15 protein-coding genes and 1 tRNA gene are annotated in these 15922 nt (G+C 72.5%); 12 read left to right on the top strand and 4 right to left on the bottom strand.

All coding sequences use genetic code 11. From position 1 onward, the window contains the following. Window positions 1-6 precede the first annotated feature (6 nt). Window positions 7-873: a 16S rRNA (adenine(1518)-N(6)/adenine(1519)-N(6))-dimethyltransferase RsmA gene (rsmA, locus tag ACOJV7_RS11250; RefSeq protein WP_420190235.1), complete on the top strand. Its 867-nt coding sequence runs from the start codon at window positions 7-9 to the stop codon at window positions 871-873. A gap of 33 nt (window positions 874-906) precedes the next feature. On the opposite strand, the gene ACOJV7_RS11255 is transcribed toward rsmA, so the two are convergent. Beyond that, on the bottom strand, window positions 907-1911 hold the full coding sequence (locus ACOJV7_RS11255) for an NAD-dependent epimerase/dehydratase family protein (RefSeq protein WP_420190236.1): 1005 nt from the start codon (window positions 1909-1911) through the stop codon (window positions 907-909). A 95-nt stretch (window positions 1912-2006) separates the two neighbouring features. Between ACOJV7_RS11255 and ACOJV7_RS11260 the strand changes: the two genes are divergently transcribed. Together ACOJV7_RS11260 and ACOJV7_RS11265 are read left to right on the top strand one after the other, a co-directional pair. Then, the gene (locus ACOJV7_RS11260; RefSeq protein ID WP_420190237.1) at window positions 2007-2945 is read left to right on the top strand and encodes a 4-(cytidine 5'-diphospho)-2-C-methyl-D-erythritol kinase; all 939 of its coding nucleotides are present in this window, start codon (window positions 2007-2009) and stop codon (window positions 2943-2945) included. Beyond that, on the top strand, window positions 2945-4816 hold the full coding sequence (locus ACOJV7_RS11265) for an ABC-F family ATP-binding cassette domain-containing protein (RefSeq protein ID WP_420190238.1): 1872 nt from the start codon (window positions 2945-2947) through the stop codon (window positions 4814-4816). Before ACOJV7_RS11260 ends, ACOJV7_RS11265 begins: the two co-directional genes overlap by 1 nt. A 111-nt stretch (window positions 4817-4927) precedes the next feature. Here the strand turns inward: ACOJV7_RS11265 and ACOJV7_RS11270 are convergent, their stop codons facing one another. Further along, window positions 4928-5452: a MarR family winged helix-turn-helix transcriptional regulator gene (locus ACOJV7_RS11270; protein ID WP_420190239.1), complete on the bottom strand. Its 525-nt coding sequence runs from the start codon at window positions 5450-5452 to the stop codon at window positions 4928-4930. Window positions 5453-5556: 104 nt separating this feature from the next. Between ACOJV7_RS11270 and ACOJV7_RS11275 the strand changes: the two genes are divergently transcribed. After that, window positions 5557-6369, top strand: a complete 813-nt coding sequence (locus ACOJV7_RS11275; RefSeq protein ID WP_420190240.1) for a methyltransferase domain-containing protein — start codon at window positions 5557-5559, stop codon at window positions 6367-6369. After that, window positions 6369-6755 (top strand): VOC family protein, encoded by a 387-nt coding sequence (locus ACOJV7_RS11280; RefSeq protein ID WP_420190241.1) that lies wholly within the window; start codon window positions 6369-6371, stop codon window positions 6753-6755. Before ACOJV7_RS11275 ends, ACOJV7_RS11280 begins: the two co-directional genes overlap by 1 nt. A 110-nt stretch (window positions 6756-6865) precedes the next feature. On the opposite strand, the gene ACOJV7_RS11285 is transcribed toward ACOJV7_RS11280, so the two are convergent. Further along, entirely contained in the window at window positions 6866-7462 is a 597-nt protein-coding gene (locus ACOJV7_RS11285; protein WP_420190405.1) for a TetR/AcrR family transcriptional regulator, read from the bottom strand. 160 nt (window positions 7463-7622) lie between these two features. Here ACOJV7_RS11285 and ACOJV7_RS11290 point away from each other — a divergent pair. The 4 genes from ACOJV7_RS11290 (at window position 7623) to ACOJV7_RS11305 (ending at window position 12140) form a co-directional block, all read left to right on the top strand. Continuing rightward, window positions 7623-7704, top strand: a tRNA-Gln gene (locus ACOJV7_RS11290). Window positions 7705-7853: 149 nt separating this feature from the next. Beyond that, window positions 7854-9503: a lysyl oxidase family protein gene (locus ACOJV7_RS11295; protein WP_420190243.1), complete on the top strand. Its 1650-nt coding sequence runs from the start codon at window positions 7854-7856 to the stop codon at window positions 9501-9503. 145 nt (window positions 9504-9648) lie between these two features. Next, complete coding sequence (gene glmU / locus ACOJV7_RS11300; RefSeq protein WP_420190244.1) at window positions 9649-11133, top strand: bifunctional UDP-N-acetylglucosamine diphosphorylase/glucosamine-1-phosphate N-acetyltransferase GlmU; 1485 nt, start codon at window positions 9649-9651, stop codon at window positions 11131-11133. 2 nt (window positions 11134-11135) lie between these two features. Further along, window positions 11136-12140 (top strand): ribose-phosphate diphosphokinase, encoded by a 1005-nt coding sequence (locus ACOJV7_RS11305; RefSeq protein WP_420190245.1) that lies wholly within the window; start codon window positions 11136-11138, stop codon window positions 12138-12140. Between the two features lie 71 nt (window positions 12141-12211). Here the strand turns inward: ACOJV7_RS11305 and ACOJV7_RS11310 are convergent, their stop codons facing one another. After that, window positions 12212-12763, bottom strand: a complete 552-nt coding sequence (locus ACOJV7_RS11310; RefSeq protein WP_420190246.1) for a CGNR zinc finger domain-containing protein — start codon at window positions 12761-12763, stop codon at window positions 12212-12214. Between the two features lie 81 nt (window positions 12764-12844). Between ACOJV7_RS11310 and ACOJV7_RS11315 the strand changes: the two genes are divergently transcribed. From ACOJV7_RS11315 to pth, 3 genes are all read left to right on the top strand, one after another. Beyond that, window positions 12845-13840 carry an EamA family transporter gene (locus tag ACOJV7_RS11315; RefSeq protein WP_420190247.1) on the top strand — a complete coding sequence of 332 codons (996 nt, stop codon included), beginning with the start codon at window positions 12845-12847 and terminating at the stop codon, window positions 13838-13840. Between the two features lie 434 nt (window positions 13841-14274). Further along, window positions 14275-14970, top strand: coding sequence for a 50S ribosomal protein L25/general stress protein Ctc (locus tag ACOJV7_RS11320; RefSeq protein ID WP_420190248.1), 696 nt, complete (start codon window positions 14275-14277; stop codon window positions 14968-14970). 142 nt (window positions 14971-15112) lie between these two features. Next, window positions 15113-15709, top strand: coding sequence for an aminoacyl-tRNA hydrolase (gene pth / locus ACOJV7_RS11325; protein ID WP_420190249.1), 597 nt, complete (start codon window positions 15113-15115; stop codon window positions 15707-15709). The last annotated feature ends 213 nt before the right edge of the window (window positions 15710-15922 follow it).

The following is a 15922-nucleotide window of genomic DNA, read 5'->3' on the forward strand; positions in this document are numbered from 1 at the left end:
ACCACCATGTCGACGTCAGGGCTCCTCGGGGCCGCCCAGATCCGTGAGCTCGCCGCTCGCCTCGGCATCCGGCCCACGAAGACCTGGGGTCAGAACTTCGTCATCGACGCCAACACCGTCCAGCGCATCGTCCGCATCGCCGGTGTCGGTGCCGACGACGTCGTCGTCGAGGTCGGGCCGGGGCTCGGCTCGCTCACCCTGGCCCTGCTGCCGGTGGCTCGCCACGTCACCGTCGTCGAGGTCGACCCGGTGCTCGCCGAGGCGCTCCCCGGGACCGTCGCGACGGTGGCACCCGAGCTCGCCGACCGGCTCGACGTCGTGCACGCCGACGCCCTGCGCGTCGAGGAGCTGCCGGGCGAGGCGCCCACCGCGCTCGTCGCCAACCTGCCCTACAACGTCTCTGTGCCCGTCGTGCTCAGCTTCCTCGAGCGCTTCCCGACGATCGAGCGGATCCTCGTCATGGTCCAGCTCGAGGTGGCCGAGCGGCTCGCCGCCCCGCCCGGCTCGAAGACCTATGGCGTGCCGAGCGTCAAGGCCGCCTGGTATGCCGACGTCGCACTCGCGGGCAACGTGAGCCGCTCCGTCTTCTGGCCCGTCCCCAACGTCGACTCCGGGCTCGTCTCGCTCACTCGTCGCGAGCCGCCGCGCACCGAGGCCACGCGGGAGCAGGTCTTCGCGTGCGTCGACGCCGCGTTCGCACAGCGCCGCAAGACTCTACGTGCCGCGCTCGCCTCGTGGGCCGGCTCGGCGCAGGCCGCCGAGGACGCCCTCGTCGCCGCCGGGATCGACCCCCGCACCCGGGGTGAGCAGCTCGACGTCCATCAGTTCGCGGCCGTCGCGAGCGCGCACGTAGCGAACCGCGCCACCGCCTGAGCCGTCACGCTCGCCCCGGACGAAGCCCGGCCGTCAGTGGCCGAGCAGCGAGAGCAGCCGGCGCTCGGTGTCGTCGGAGAGCCCGCACCTCCGCGGATCGTCCGGTCCTCGACGCTCCTCGTATGCCGCCGCGTCCCGGAGCGTGTCCGTCACCGGTCGGCTGGTCAGGCCCGCGGCACGGGCCGCGGCGCCCGTGTGCGCGCCGAAGCCGCGCCACTCCGGGTCGCTCACCCACAAGGGGAGGCTGTCCTCGCCCATCCACTCCTGCACGCCGTGCTCGGAGAGCCACGTCGCGGCCGCGGTGACGACCGGGCCAGTGTGACCGGCGACCTCGCGGGCGGACGAGAGGAGCCCGCCGAGCGTGTTGGGCTCGCCGACCGCGTCGAAGACGCCCGCGGTGCCGTCCCCGGCGCAGCGCACCAGCCACGCGGCGAGGTCGCGCACGTCGACGAGCGACATGGGCAGGTCCGGGTCGTCCGGCGCGAGCACCGCGCCCCCGGCCCCGACGGGGTGGGCGAAGCGCCACGGCCACCAGCCCGAGCGGCCCGACCAGTCGCCCGGGCCGCCGATGAGGCCGGCGCGCGCGACCAGAGTCCGCTCGGGGCCGAAGCCGTCGAGGACGGCGGCCTCGCACGCCACCTTGGCCTCGCCGTAGGTGCTCATGTCCTCCATGACGTCGCCGTCGAGCGGCGGCAGCAGCGGGACCGACTCGTCGGTCGCGAGACCGGAGTGGACGGCATACACGTTGCCGGTCGAGACGAAGACGAAGCGGTCGGCGACCGGTTCGAGCGCGGCGACGGCCCGCCGCACCTGGCCCGGCTGGCGCGAGACGTCGACGACGGCGTCCCAGCGGGCGCCGTCGAGGACGCCGTCGAGGCCGTCGCCCGCGTCGCGGTCGCCCCGCACCCACGTCACCCCCTCAGGCGCCTCGCCGGCCACGCCGCGGGCGAGGCAGGTGACGACGTGGCAGTCGGCCACCGCACGCTCTGCCACCGCGCGTCCGAGCATCGCCGTTCCACCGAGCACGAGGAGTCGCATGGGGTCCAGTGGACCCCGCCGGTGCGAGTGGCGCCAGCGTGTTCGCGCAGAGCGTGGATGTGGGGGCACCCCGACGCCATGACTAGGGTGGCGGCATGACCTCGGCCCACACGGACCCTGCGCCCGTGACGGTGCGCGTCCCGGCCAAGGTCAACCTCGAGCTGCTCGTCGGCCCGCTGCGCGAGGACGGCTTCCACGCGCTCTCGACGGTCTACCAGGCGGTGAACCTCCACGACGACGTCACCGTCGCGGTCAACGACGAGTGGCGGTGCAGCGTCGTCGGGCCCTACGCCGACCTCGTCCCGACCGGCCAGGGCAACCTCGCGATGCGGGCGGCCCGGCTGCTCGCCGACGAGACGGCCGTCGACGCCGCGGTGCACATCTCGATCAACAAGAGCATCCCCGTCGCCGGCGGCATGGCCGGCGGCTCCGCCGACGCGGCCGCGACCCTCGTCGCGTGCGACCGGCTCTGGGGCCTCGGCCTGTCGACCGAGGAGCTCGAGGAGTATGCCGCCGAGCTGGGTTCGGACGTGCCCTTCCTCATCCGCGGCGGCACGGCGATGGGCAGCGGACGGGGCGAGCGGCTCGCGCCCGTACTCGCGCGGGGCAGCTACCACTGGGTCTTCGCGATCAGCGACATCGGCCTGTCGACGCCCGAGGTCTATGCCGAGTGCGACCGGCTGCGCGACGGTTCGTCGCCCCGCCCCGAGGTGCCCGAGCCCAACTCACAGCTCATGAGCGCGCTGCGCACCGGCGACCCGCACGCCCTCGCGCCGCAGCTCACCAACGACCTCCAGGAGGCGGCTGTCTCGCTGCGTCCCGAGCTCGGCGAGCTGCTCGAGAGCGGCATGGAGTTCGGCGCCCTCGGCGGGATCGTCTCCGGGTCCGGGCCCACCGTGGCCTTCCTCGTCGAGGACGTCGAGGCGGCCATCGACCTCACCGTCGCCCTCACCGCGACCGGTGCCGCCCGCGAGGTCCGCAAGGCCGTCGGCCCGGTGCACGGCGCACACGTCATCCCCGCCCGGGTCGACTAGTGGCCGTCCTCATCTCGGTCGAGCGCGCTGCCCTCGCGCTCGGCACCGCCCAGGTGCTCGACGGCGTCTCGCTCGGCGTCTCCGGCGGCGACCGCATCGGCATCGTCGGGCGCAACGGCGGCGGCAAGACGACCCTCCTGCGCGTCATCGCGGGGGAGCGCGACGTCGACAGCGGCCGCGTCGCCCGGCTCGGCGGAGCCACCGTCGGCGTGCTCACCCAGGACGACTCCCTCGACCCCGCCGCGACGATCCGCGAGGCGGTCCTCGGCGACCGGCCCGAGCACGTCTGGGCCGGGGACGCCCGGGTGCGCGACGTCCTCACCGGCCTGCTCGGCGGCATCGACGCCCCGGCCGTCGGCGGGCTCGACTCGACCGTCGCCGGCAAGTCCGGTGGTGAGCGGCGCCGCCTCGGCCTGGCCAAGCTGCTCGTCGACGACCCGGACGTCCTGCTCCTCGACGAGCCGACGAACCACCTCGACGTCGAGGGCGTCGCCTGGCTCGCCGAGCACCTCGTCCAGCACCGCTCGCGCCCCGACAACGCCCTCGTCGCCATCACCCACGACCGCTGGTTCCTCGACGCCGTCGCCACCCGCACGTGGGAGGTCGTCGACGGCGAGGTCAACGGCTTCGACGGTGGCTACGCGGCCTACGTGCTCGCCAAGGCCGAGCGCGAGCGGATGGCGCGCGTCACCGCGGAGAGGCGCAACAACCTGCTCCGCAAGGAGCTGGCGTGGCTGCGCCGCGGGGCGCCGGCCCGCACGTCCAAGCCGAAGTTCCGCATCGACGCCGCCAACGCCCTCATCGAGGACGTGCCGCCGCTGCGCGACGACGTCGAGCTCATGGCGTTCGCGACGAGCCGGCTCGGCAAGGACGTCATCGACCTGCTCGACGCGTCGGTGGCGGTCGGGGACCGCGTGCTGCTCGACCGGATCACGTGGCACCTCGCACCCGGCGCGCGCATCGGCATCGTCGGCGTCAACGGCTCGGGCAAGTCCACGCTCCTGCGCGCGCTCGCGGGCGAGGTGCCGCTCGCCTCGGGCAAGCGCAAGCAAGGCGTCACGGTGCGCATCGGCCACCTCACGCAGGAGGTGCGCGAGCTCGACCGGCTCGCCGACGCCCGCGTCATCGAGGCCGTCGAGGAGGTCCGCAAGGTCACTGTCCTCGCCGGCAAGGAGGTCACCGCGTCGAGCCTGGCCAAGCGGCTGGGCTTCCCCGGGCCGCGCCAGCAGACGCGCGTGCGCGACCTCTCGGGTGGTGAGCGGCGCCGGCTCCAGGTGCTGCGCATCCTCATGGACGAGCCCAACGTCCTCCTTCTCGACGAGCCCACCAACGACCTCGACATCGAGACGCTCACCGCGCTCGAGGACGTCCTCGACGGCTGGGCCGGCACGCTGCTCGTCGTCTCGCACGACCGCTACCTCCTCGAACGCATCGCCGACGAGCAGGTCGCCCTGCTCGGCGACGGTCGCGTGCGCCAGCTGCCGGGCGGCGTCGAGGAGTACCTCCGCCTCCGCGCGACCGTCACCCCGTCGTATGCCGTGTCGTCACCTGCCGCTTCCGCCGCCGCCTCCGGGGCCGGCGGGGAGTCGCAGGGCGGCGGTGCGGGGACGTCGGGTCAGGCGCCGGCCGCGCCCCAGGGGCCGGTCGCGAGCCCGGCCGAGCAGCGCGAGGCGCGCAAGGTCATGGCCCGGGTCGAGAAGCAGCTCGCCCGCCTCGCTCAGCGGGAGGAGCGGATCCACACGGCGATGGCCGAGCAGGCCGCCGACCACGCTGCCGTGCTCGAGCTCAACGCCGAGCTGCGCGAGGTCGTCGACGAGCGCGAGTCGCTCGAGCTCGAGTGGCTCCAGGCCGCGGACGTCCTCGAACCCTGAGCCACGGCATACGCGACCCTTGCGTCCGCAAGTGTGGGGGCCGGGGCGTCACCCTGCCGGACGCAAGGTCCAGCCCCGACCGTTGCGTCCGCAAGTGTGGGGGCAGGGGCGTCACCTTGCCGGACGCAACGGGGAGTCGGCGGCGGTGCGCTCGAAGGGGGTGAGGAGGACGCGGAGCTGGGCGGCGAGGGCGTCGCGCTCGCCGCTGGGCAGGTCGGCGAGGAGCTCGCGCTCGTGGGTAAGCAGGTCGTCGAGGGCAGCGTCGACGGTCCGCATGCCCGCCGGGGTGAGGCGGACAATGACGCCGCGCCGGTCGCGCGGGTCGGGGTGGCGCTCGACGAAGCCGCGGGCGAGGAGCCGGTCGACGCGGTTCGTCATCGTCCCGCTCGTCACGAGCGTCTGCGCGACGAGCTGTCCGGGGGAGAGCTCGTAGGGACGTCCCGCGCGGCGCAGCGCCGAGAGGACGTCGAACTCCCAGCTGTCGAGACCGTGCTCGCTGAAGGCGGCCCCGCGAGCGAGGTCGAGGCGGCGGGCCAGGCGCGAGACGCGGCTGAGGATCTCGAGCGGCGTCACGTCGAGCTCCGGACGCTCTCGACGCCACGCGGAGACGATACGGTCGACGTCATCCTCGGACATGAGGGCGACTGTACTCCCGTCAAGTATCTTGACATCAAGATAACCTCGGGACAGAGTGGGGAGGAGCGGCCGACCGCGGCCGCCCGGACTGCAGGAGGAGCACGATGCGCACACAGCCGAGCTGGGACCCGGCGGCCTACTCCCGCTTCGGGGAGCAGCGCAGCCGCCCCTTCGCCGACCTCGTCGCGCAGGTGCGCGCCGACGCCCCCGAGCTCGTCGTCGACCTCGGCTGTGGCAACGGGCCCGCCACCCTCACGCTCGGCGAGCTGTGGCCCGAGGCGCGCATCGTCGGCGTCGACGGTGCGGAGTCGATGCTCGAGGCGGCGCGTGCGCTCGACACCGGCGACCGGGTCGAGTGGGTCCAGGCCGACCTCAAGGACTGGGACCCCGCCTCGCTCGGTCAGGCGCCCGACGTCATCATCACGAACTCGACGCTGCAGTGGGTGCCGGGCCACCTCGACCTCCTGCCGACGTGGGTCGAGGCGCTTCGCCCCGGCGGCTGGCTCGCCCTCCAGGTGCCCAACAACTTCGACGCGCCGAGCCACGCGCTCATGCGCGAGACGGCCGCGACCCATGCCCGCGCCAACGAGCTGCTCGCCGCGCTCGACCTGCCCGCCGTCGGCGAGCCCCGGACCTACCTCACCTTCCTCAGCCGGCTCGGCACCACCGTCGACGCGTGGGAGACGGTCTACTCGCACGTGCTCGACCCGGACGAGGAGTCCGACGACCCGGTGCTGGACTGGGTGAGCAGCACCGGCCTGCGGCCGGTCCTCGACATCCTCCCCGAGGGCGAGGAGCGCGACGCCTTCCTCGAGCCGTATGCCGCGGCGCTGCGAGAGGCCTACCCCCGCACCGAGGTCGGCGTCGTCTTCCCCTTCCGCCGCGTCTTCGCGGTCGCCCGGAAGGCCTCGAGCTGATGGCGGTCGTCGGGCTGCACCACGTGCAGCTCGCCTGCCCGGCCGGCACCGAGGACCTGCTCCGCCACTTCTACGGTGTCGTCTGCGGGCTGCCCGAGATCCCGAAGCCGCCGATCCTCGCGGCGCGCGGCGGGGTGTGGTTCGCCGCGGGCGAGCAGGAGCTGCACTGCGGCGTCGAGGAGGGCTTCGTCCCTGCGCGCAAGGCGCACCCGTGCTTCGGCGTCGACGACGTCGCGGTCCTCGCGGCGGCCGTCGCCGGCGCCGGGGGAGAGGTGCGCTGGAACCACGAGGTCCCCGGCGTGCAGCGCTTCCACACCGACGACCCCGTCGGCAACCGCGTCGAGTTCCAGCAGGTGAAGCCACCCAAGCTCGACTTCACCGTCTGACCCGCTCACCTCACGCACTTCTTGCCCCAGGACCACCGGCGTAGGGCCGAGAACGGGGCGCGACGGTGGTGGTGGGGCAATCAGTCGGGGCGGGCGCGTGGTCGGCGCGATCAGGGGTGGGTGATCGTCGGCTTCGACTCGAGGCCGGTGAGGCCGTTCCACGCGAGGTTGACGAGCGCGGCGGCGACGTCGCGCTTCTTCGCCTTGGGGTTCTCGAGCCACCACTGCCCCGTGAGGGCGACCATGCCGACGAGCATCTGGGCATACATCGGCGCTTGCTTGGGGTCGAGCCCGCGGTGCGTGAACTGCGCCGCGAGCAGGTGCTCGACCTGTGAGGCGACGTCGGACATGAGCGACGCGAAGTTGCCCGTCTGCTGTCCCGGAGGCGAGTCACGCACGAGGATCCGGAACCCGTCGGTCGAGCTCTCGATGTAGTCGAGCAGCGCCGTCGCGGCCCGCTCGAGCAGCGCCCGCGACCCGCCCTCGGAGGTCAGGGCGCCCGCGATCGCCCCGAGGAGCGACTGGATCTCCCGGTCGACGACGACGGCGTACAGGCCTTCCTTGCCGCCGAAGTGCTCGTAGACGACCGGCTTCGAGACCCCGGCGACGCTCGCGATCTCCTCGACCGTCGTCGCCTCGTAGCCCCGGTTCGCGAAGAGCTGCCGGCCGATGCCGATGAGCTGCTCACGCCGCTGGGCTCCGGTCATCCGCCCCCGCGGAGTGCGCACCTTGGGCACGGCCTGGTCTCGACTCACTCGCACCATTGTGCCCTGCGGCCCCAGTGGCCGCAGGGCGCACCGCGGTGAGGTGCCCCACGGGTCAACTACCCTGTGCGTCGTATGCCGTGGGCTCGTCCGCGTGCATCGTTCCCCGGTTGGTCTGCCGGCAGGGCCCGCCTGACTTTGAATCAGGACTAGCGACGTAGGTTCGACTCCTACCCGGGGAGCCATACGGCGTGTTCGCGCGTTCGTGCCCCCGGCCCGCTCCCTTCGTGCGACCCTCGCCCCAGGCGGCAGACATCGTGGTCGGCGCAGGGCACCCGTGCCACGACCTCTCGGTCGTCCACTCCGCAGGTCATCGTTCACAGGGGAGCGCGTGATGAAGGTCGGTCGTCGGTTCATGGCAGTGGTGGGCGCGGTCGCAGTGACGACCGCCAGCGGGATCACGGCGTGGGGTGCCTTCGCTGCACCCGGCGACCCGCAGCTGGGGCTTCGCGTCGCGTCGCCGCAGATCCGGGTGGAGCGCGTCGAGGGCGACCCCTTCATCTTCGCCGAGCTCGGCACCTTCGTCGGGGTGACGAAGGCCGCCCTCCAGGTCGAGGCCGTGCCGGGTGCCGACGGCAATGCCGACCTCTGGCTCGTCCGCAAGGAGTCGCGGGGCACGATCGTGCGGGACCGCAGGATCCAGACTCCCGTCCGCGGACCCATGTCGCTCGGGCTGCCGGACTTCCTCGACCTCGAGCTGAGGACCGGCGCGGGCAAGCTCGTCACGCGGCAGACGCTGAGCTTCTGCCCCGGTGGCGCCTGGGGCATGGAGCAGCAGGCGCGGCTCGACGCGACCGGGCCGGCTGAGCCGCAGCTCGCCAGCTCGTGCGGCACCCACCTCACCAAGCACATCGTCTACGGGCTCGACAAGGGCTGGGCGGCCTCGGTCGGCAACGACCTCATCAGCAACTTCGAGGGGGCCGACGGCGACTACACGGTGACGCTGCGGATCACGCCGACCTACGTCCGGCAGTTCGCGATCCCGGCTGCGCAGGCCAAGGCCTCCGTGTCGATGACGGTGACGACGGTGCCCTGCCCCTACGACCCCGAGTGGTGCGCCCCGCCCGAGGGCGGTGCGGGCTCGGCCTCGCTGAGCAGGACGACCTCGAGCGCGGCGCCGCACGCCGGCCACGCGGCCCCCGCCAGTGACCACGCGAAGGGGCATGGTGCGACCAAGCTCGACCCGGTCGTCCGTGCGGCGGCGGCCGACGTCAACTCGCGGTCCGCGCGTGCCGCGACGCTCGAGTCGTCGACCGCGCTGCGGATCGCCTCCGCGAAGGCCAACCCCGAGCGCCGTGACCGCGCGGAGGGTGACCGTGACCGTCGCGCGAACGGCCTGCCCGACATGGTTGCCCTGCCGGCCTTCGACATGCAGGCCGGGACCGACGAGGAGGGCCGTGACCAGCTCGCGTTCGGGGCCAACATCGCCAACCTCGGCTCCGGCCCACTCATCGTCGAGGGTTTCCGCGTCAGCGACGACACGATGCGTGCCACGCAGTTCGAGTACCGCGACGGCGCGCCCGTGCGTTCCTACCCTGCGGGCGAGTTCGAGTGGGACCCGCGTGAGGGGCACCTCCACTGGCACTTCGAGGACATCGCGCAGTACGACCTCGTCGCCGCCGACGGGGCGGTCACCCGCAGCGGCAAGCAGGCGTTCTGCCTCGCACCGACCGACCCGATCGACCTGACGATCCGCGGGGCGGCTCAGCGCGTCGAGACCGACCGGCTGTGGTCGAACTGCGGTGGCCAGTCGGCCCTGTGGATCCGCGAGGTCCTCCCTGCCGGCTGGGGCGACACCTACTACCAGGGTCTGCCGGGCCAGGCGTTCGACATCACCGGCCTGCCGAACGGCACCTACACGGTGCGGGTGACGACGAACTTCCGCAACCGCCTCAAGGAGTCATCGACGAGCAACAACGTCTCGAACGCGCGCGTCCGCCTCGGGGGAACGCCCGGCCAGCGCACGGTCACCGAGCTCGACTGAGCCCCTCGCGCGGTCGTGGCGACGGCTGCGTCAGACGGCGCGCTCGAGGACCGCGGGTGCGGCGAGCACGGGCGAGGACGGCATACGGGCGACTCGTCGGTACAGTGGCGCGGTACGCCGCCACGACCCCTCGGGAGCCCGCCTCGTGACCACTGCCCGGCCCGCCGCAGTCATCATCCTCGCCGCAGGCGAGGGAACCCGGATGAAGTCAGCCACCCCCAAGGTGCTGCACCGGATCGGGGGCCGCAGCCTCGTCGGGCACGCCATCGCGGCGGCCCGCGCCACCGAGCCCGCGCACCTTGCGGTCGTCGTCCGGCACGAGCGCGACCTCGTCGCCGCGCACGTCGCGGACGTCGACGCCGCCGCGACGATCGCCGACCAGGACGAGGTCAAGGGCACCGGCCGCGCCACCGAGTGCGCGCTCGACGTGCTCCCGGGCGACCTCACCGGCACGGTCCTCGTGACCTACGGCGACGTGCCCCTGCTCACCGGCGAGACCCTCGTCGACCTGGTCGCCCGGCACGACGCCTCGGGCAGCGCGGCCACGGTCATCACGGCCCACCTCGACAACCCCCACGGCTACGGCCGCATCGTGCGCGACGCCGACGGCAGCGTCGCCGGGATCGTCGAGCAGAAGGACGCCACCGAGGAGCAGCGTGCGATCACCGAGATCAACTCGGGGATCTATGCCTTCGACGTCACCGTGCTCCGCGAGGCCCTCGGCCGGGTCGGCACCGACAACGCCCAGGGCGAGAAGTACCTCACCGACGTGCTCGCCATCGCCCGCGACGCCGGTCGCCTCGTGAGCGCGCACGTCATCGACGACCTCTGGCAGACCGAGGGCGTCAACGACCGCGTCCAGCTCGCCACCCTCGGCCGCGAGCTCAACCGGCGCAACAACGAGCGCTGGATGCGCGAGGGCGTGACGATCGTCGACCCCGAGACGACGTGGATCGACAGCGACGTGAGCATCGGCCGCGACGCGACGATCCTCCCGGGCACGCAGCTGCTCGGCGCGACGTCGGTCGGTGCCGACGCCCGCATCGGTCCCGACACGACGCTCACCGACACCGAGGTCGGCGACGGCGCCGAGGTCAAGCGCACCGAGGCCACCCTCGCGCAGATCGGTGCGGGTGCCACGGTCGGCCCCTACTCCTACCTGCGGCCAGGCACCGTCCTCGGCGCCAAGGGCAAGATCGGCGGCTTCGTCGAGACCAAGAACGCCCGCATCGGCGACGGCGCGAAGGTCCCGCACCTCACCTACTGCGGTGACGCGACGATCGGCGAGGGCGCCAACATCGGCGCCGGCACGATCTTCGCCAACTACGACGGGGTCGCCAAGCACCACACGACCATCGGCGCGCACTCGTTCGTCGGTTCCGACAGCGTCCTCATCGCGCCGGTCGACATCGCCGACGGCGCCTACGTCGCGGCCGGCAGCGCCCTCACCGGTGACGTCGAGCCCGGACAGATCGCCGTCGCGCGCGGCCGGCAGAAGAACGTGGACGGCTGGGTCGCCCGGGCCCGCGCCGGCACCAAGACCGAGGCGGCGGCGCGCGCGGCCACGGAGGCAGGCACACGGCATACGGCGTTGCCCGGCAACTCCCGCGACGAAGAAGGCGAGGCCTGAGCATGGCCAAGGACGACCGGCCCAAGTCCGCCAACATCCGCAAGAAGCCCAAGAAGCAGCTGATGATCTTCAGCGGCCGCTCCCACCCGGGGCTGGCCCAGGAGGTCGCCGCGCTCATCGGCACTGAGCTCGTCCCGACGAGCGCCTACAACTTCGCCAACGGCGAGATCTATGTGCGCTACGAGGAGTCCGTCCGCGGCTCCGACGCGTTCGTCATCCAGAGCCACAGCGCGCCGCTCAACGACGCGATCATGGAGCACCTCATCATGATCGACGCTCTCAAGCGGGCGAGCGCCAAGCGGATCACGGTCGTCATGCCGTTCTACGGCTACGCCCGCCAGGACAAGAAGCACCGCGGCCGCGAGCCGATCTCGGCCCGCCTCATGGCCGACCTGTTCCACACGGCCGGCGCCGACCGCCTTATCGCCGTCGACCTGCACACCGACCAGGTGCAGGGCTTCTTCGACGGGCCGGTCGACCACCTCATGGCGCAGCCGGTGCTGTCGGACTACGTGTCGGCGAAGTACGGCCACGAGGACCTCGCGGTCGTCTCCCCCGACGCCGGCCGCATCAAGGTCGCCGAGCAGTGGTCCAAGCGCCTCGGCGGCGTGCCGCTGGCGTTCATCCACAAGACGCGCGACATCAACCAGCCCAACCAGGCCGTCGCCAACCGCGTCGTCGGTGAGGTCAGGGGCCGGGTCTGCGTGCTCGTCGACGACATGATCGACACCGGCGGCACGATCACCAAGGCCGCCGACGCCCTCATGGCCGACGGCGCCAAGGACGTCATCATCGCCGCGACGCACGCGATCCTCTCGCCGCCGGCGGCCGAGCGGCTCCGGGACTGCGCGGCGCGCGAGGTCATCGTCACCAACACGCTGCCAATCTCGCCGGACAACGAGTTCGACGGGCTCACCGTCCTCTCGATCGCCCCGCTCATCAGCGCGGCGATCAAGGAGGTCTTCGAGGACGGCTCGGTGACGAGCCTCTTCGGCGGCCGCGCCTGACGCTGCTCCTCTTCGACTGACTGCGACTTCGCAGAGTCGCGAAGTTCGCGAGCCACTCTGCGACGTCGCCATCAGTCGGCGTGCTGACGTGCCCTGTATGCCGCGACGTGGGCCCTGTTGGCGCACGTCCCGTCGCAGTAGCGCCGGCTCCGGTTCTTCGTGAGGTCGATGACGACGTCACCGCAGTCGTCGGCGGCGCAGACCCGCAGGCGCTCGGTCTCGCCCGCGCGGATGAGGTCGATGATCGCCATCGCCGCCTCGACCGCCATGCGGGTGGCGATCGGTGCGTCGTCATCGGTGGCGTGGATGTGCCAGTCGAGGTCGTCGTGCCGGACGACGCGTGGGACCGCGCGGTGCTCGGCGAGCAGCGCGTTGACGCCCTCGACGAGGCCTTCGACGTCACGGGTCCACAGCTCGCGCAGACGCGGGCGCAGCGCGTGCACCTCGTCGAGCTCGGCACGGGTCCGTGGGCGGCCACCGCTCCAGTCCCAGGCATCGAGGTGCGCGTTGAGGGCGGCGACGGTCGGCAGCTCCTCGGAGGGGTCGTCGCCGAAGCCCGCCTCCGTGTTGACCACGGACGCGGCGTACTGGAGCGAGAGCTCTGTGTCATGGGCAAAGATCATCTTGACTCCTGACAGGCGGTGGTCGTAGCGTGTCGATCGTAAGGGGCAATCGTCCATTTTACTCCTGACGAGGTGAGCGCCGTGAACGCCGGCATCCAGACCCGTACCCCTCGCGCGATGCTCGTGGGCTTCCTCCTCGTGCTGCTCGCCTCTGCCACCTTCGGGTCGTCGGGTGCGTTCGCGAAGTCGCTGCTCCAGGCCGGCTGGACACCGGGTGGGGTCGTGACCTGGCGGGTCGGGTTCGCCGCCGTGCTGCTCGTCCCGGTCGCGCTCTGGGTGACCCGGGGCCGCTGGCACCTCCTGCGACGCAACGCCGGCCAGGTCCTCGCCTTCGGCGCGGTGGCCGTCGCCGGGTGCCAGTTCGCCTACTTCAACGCGGTCGAGTCGCTCTCAGTCGCGGTGGCGCTGCTCCTCGAGTACCTCGGCGTCGTCTTCGTCGTCGGCTGGATGTGGGCGGCGCACGGCCGCCGCCCCTCGCGGCTGACGCTCGCCGGCGTCGCGCTCTCGGTCGCCGGGCTCGTGCTCGTGCTCGACGTCTTCTCGGGGGTCGAGATCTCGTGGGCGGGTGTGGTGTGGGGCCTGCTCGCCGCCGTCGGCCTCGCCACCTTCTATGTCACCTCGGGCCACGAGCACGAGGAGTCGCTGCCTCCGCTGGCCCTTGCCGGGTTCGGGCTCGGGCTCGGCGCGGTCCTGCTCGTCATCGCCAGCGCGACCGGGCTCATCGGCTACGGCACCGCCCGGGAGAGCGTCCAGATCGCCGGCGCCACGGTCGCCTGGTGGGTGCCCGTCGCCGAGCTCGCCGTCGTCGCTGCGGCCATCGCCTACGGCGTGGGGGTCATCGGAACGCGCCTCGTCGGCGCGACGATCGCGAGCTTCGTCGGGCTGTCCGAGGTGCTCTTCGCCGTCCTCATCGCCTGGGCCCTGCTCGGCGAGCTGCCCGGACTCGTCCAGCTGGCCGGTGGGCTGCTCATCCTCGGTGGTGTCGTCGCGGTCCGACTGGGGGAGGGTCCGGCCGTCGTGGGCGAGGAGCCGGCGACGGCGGCCGTGCCCGAGCAGCTGCCGAACCCCGTCGGCTGAACCAGCGTCGGCTGAACCGGCGTCCTCGGCGTCCGCCTCGTCCGCGTCAGCCGAGCCGGCACCTCGCTTCGGAGCGGAAGGTCGGGCTTCGCAGCGCCACGGTTCCCTTGCGAACCCCGAGCAACCCACTTCGGGCGGGGAAGTCGAGGCCGGCGGGGAAGCCGGGGGCCGGGGTGGGCGGCATGCGGCCGATTGGCCTGTCGCGGGGCGGGTCGCCTAGACTCTCGGGGTTGCCTCGGCGAGGGACGCCGCACCGGCCAGAGATGTTCGGGCCAGCGAAGTCCGTGATCGACGCGGTGGCCGCAGATCGCCGAAGGGATGATCCGCGGGCCAGCGCGCCTGTCCGTGCCGTGTCCCGCGTCGAGGCCACCGCAGACGCCGAGTTCCCCCCGACGTCACCTGACCGATTCGCCCTTTAGCCCCAGGAGTTCCCCGTGTCCAACGACACCGTCAAGCTGACCGCCGAGGCCCGCACCCAGTTCGGCAAGGGTGCCGCCCGCAAGATCCGTCGCGACCACAAGATCCCCGCCGTCATGTACGGCCACGGCGCGGAGCCGGTGCACATCACCCTCCCGGGCCACGACGCGATGATGGCGCTCAAGAACCCGAACGCCCTCCTCACGATCGTCCTCGACGGCGACGAGCAGATGGCTCTCGCCAAGGACGTCCAGCGCGACCCGATCAAGCCCGTCATCGAGCACGTCGACCTCGTCATCGTCCGCAAGGGCGAGAAGGTCGTCGTCGACGTCCCGGTCCACGTCGAGGGCGAGGCCGGTCCGGAGACCGTCGTCACCGTCGACCACTCGACCCTCCAGGTCGAGGCCGAGGCCACCAACCTCCCCGAGTCGGTCACCGTCTCCGTCGAGGGCCTCGAGGCCGGCACGCAGATCCTCGCCGGCGCCGTCGAGCTGCCCGCGGGCGCGACGCTCGTCACGGACGCCGAGGCCCTCGTCGTCAACATCACCCAGCAGATCTCCGAGGAGGCCCTCGAGGCCGAGCTGGCGGAGGCCGAGGCCGAGGCCGGCATCGAGCACGAGGAGTCCGACGCCGAGACCGCCGAGGGCGCCGAGGGCGCCGCTGCCGAGGGCGAGGCCGCCGAGGGCGACGCGGAGACCTCCGAGAACGCCTGAGCGATCTGCTCCACGCGCGACTGACGCGCATCCCGAACGGGCCCGGTCCACCACGGACCGGGCCCGTTCGCGTGTCCGGGTGCCGCTCGTCCGGAAAAGGCGGGTTGGGACGAGAGGGGGAGCGACGGCATACTCGTCGTCCGTGAGTGAGACGTGGCTGGTCATCGGGCTCGGCAACCCCGGACCGACGTATGCCGGCAACCGGCACAACGTCGGTGCGATGGTCGTCGACGAGCTGGCATCACGCACGGGGAGCGCGCTGCGCGCGCACAAGGCGCGGGCCTCGGCGGCCCAGGTGCGGATCGGCACCGGTCCCGGGGGAGTGCCCGGTCCTTCGGCGGTCATCGCCGTGCCGCACAGCTACATGAACGAGTCGGGGGGGCCGGTCAAGGCGCTGCTCGGCTTCTTCTCGATCGACCCCGACCGCCTCGTCGTCGTCCACGACGAGCTCGACATCCCCGCGGGCGACGTCCGGCTCAAGCTGGGTGGTGGCGAGGGTGGTCACAACGGGCTCCGGTCGATCTCCAAGTCGCTGGGCACGCGCGACTACCTACGCGTGCGTGTCGGCATCGGGCGTCCGCCCGGTCGACAGGACGCCGCCGACTTCGTCCTCAAGGACTTCTCGCCGACCGAGCGCAAGGAGCTGCCCTTCCTCCTCGGCGACGCGGCCGACGCCGTCGAGATGCTCGTGACCCGCGGCCTCCTCGACACCCAGCAGCGCTTCCACGCTCCGATGTGACCATTACGTCCGGGTTGACCCGCGGGCCGTCGCCCGCTGGGCCGTCCGGATGGGGAGCGCATGACCGGACCTGTCCATCTTGGTCCGTTGTGCCGCAACGGCTTCGGGCGTCGCCCTAGCGTCGGGACCCTGGTGGAACAGACCCACCCTTGAAGTCGTCGCGAAAGCGGTGGTGGTGCGAGATGCGGAAGAACGCCTCGTCAGAAGCGGGGA

This window comes from Knoellia tibetensis, assembly GCF_048606415.1.
In the GTDB taxonomy this organism is placed as follows: domain Bacteria; phylum Actinomycetota; class Actinomycetes; order Actinomycetales; family Dermatophilaceae; genus Knoellia; species Knoellia tibetensis.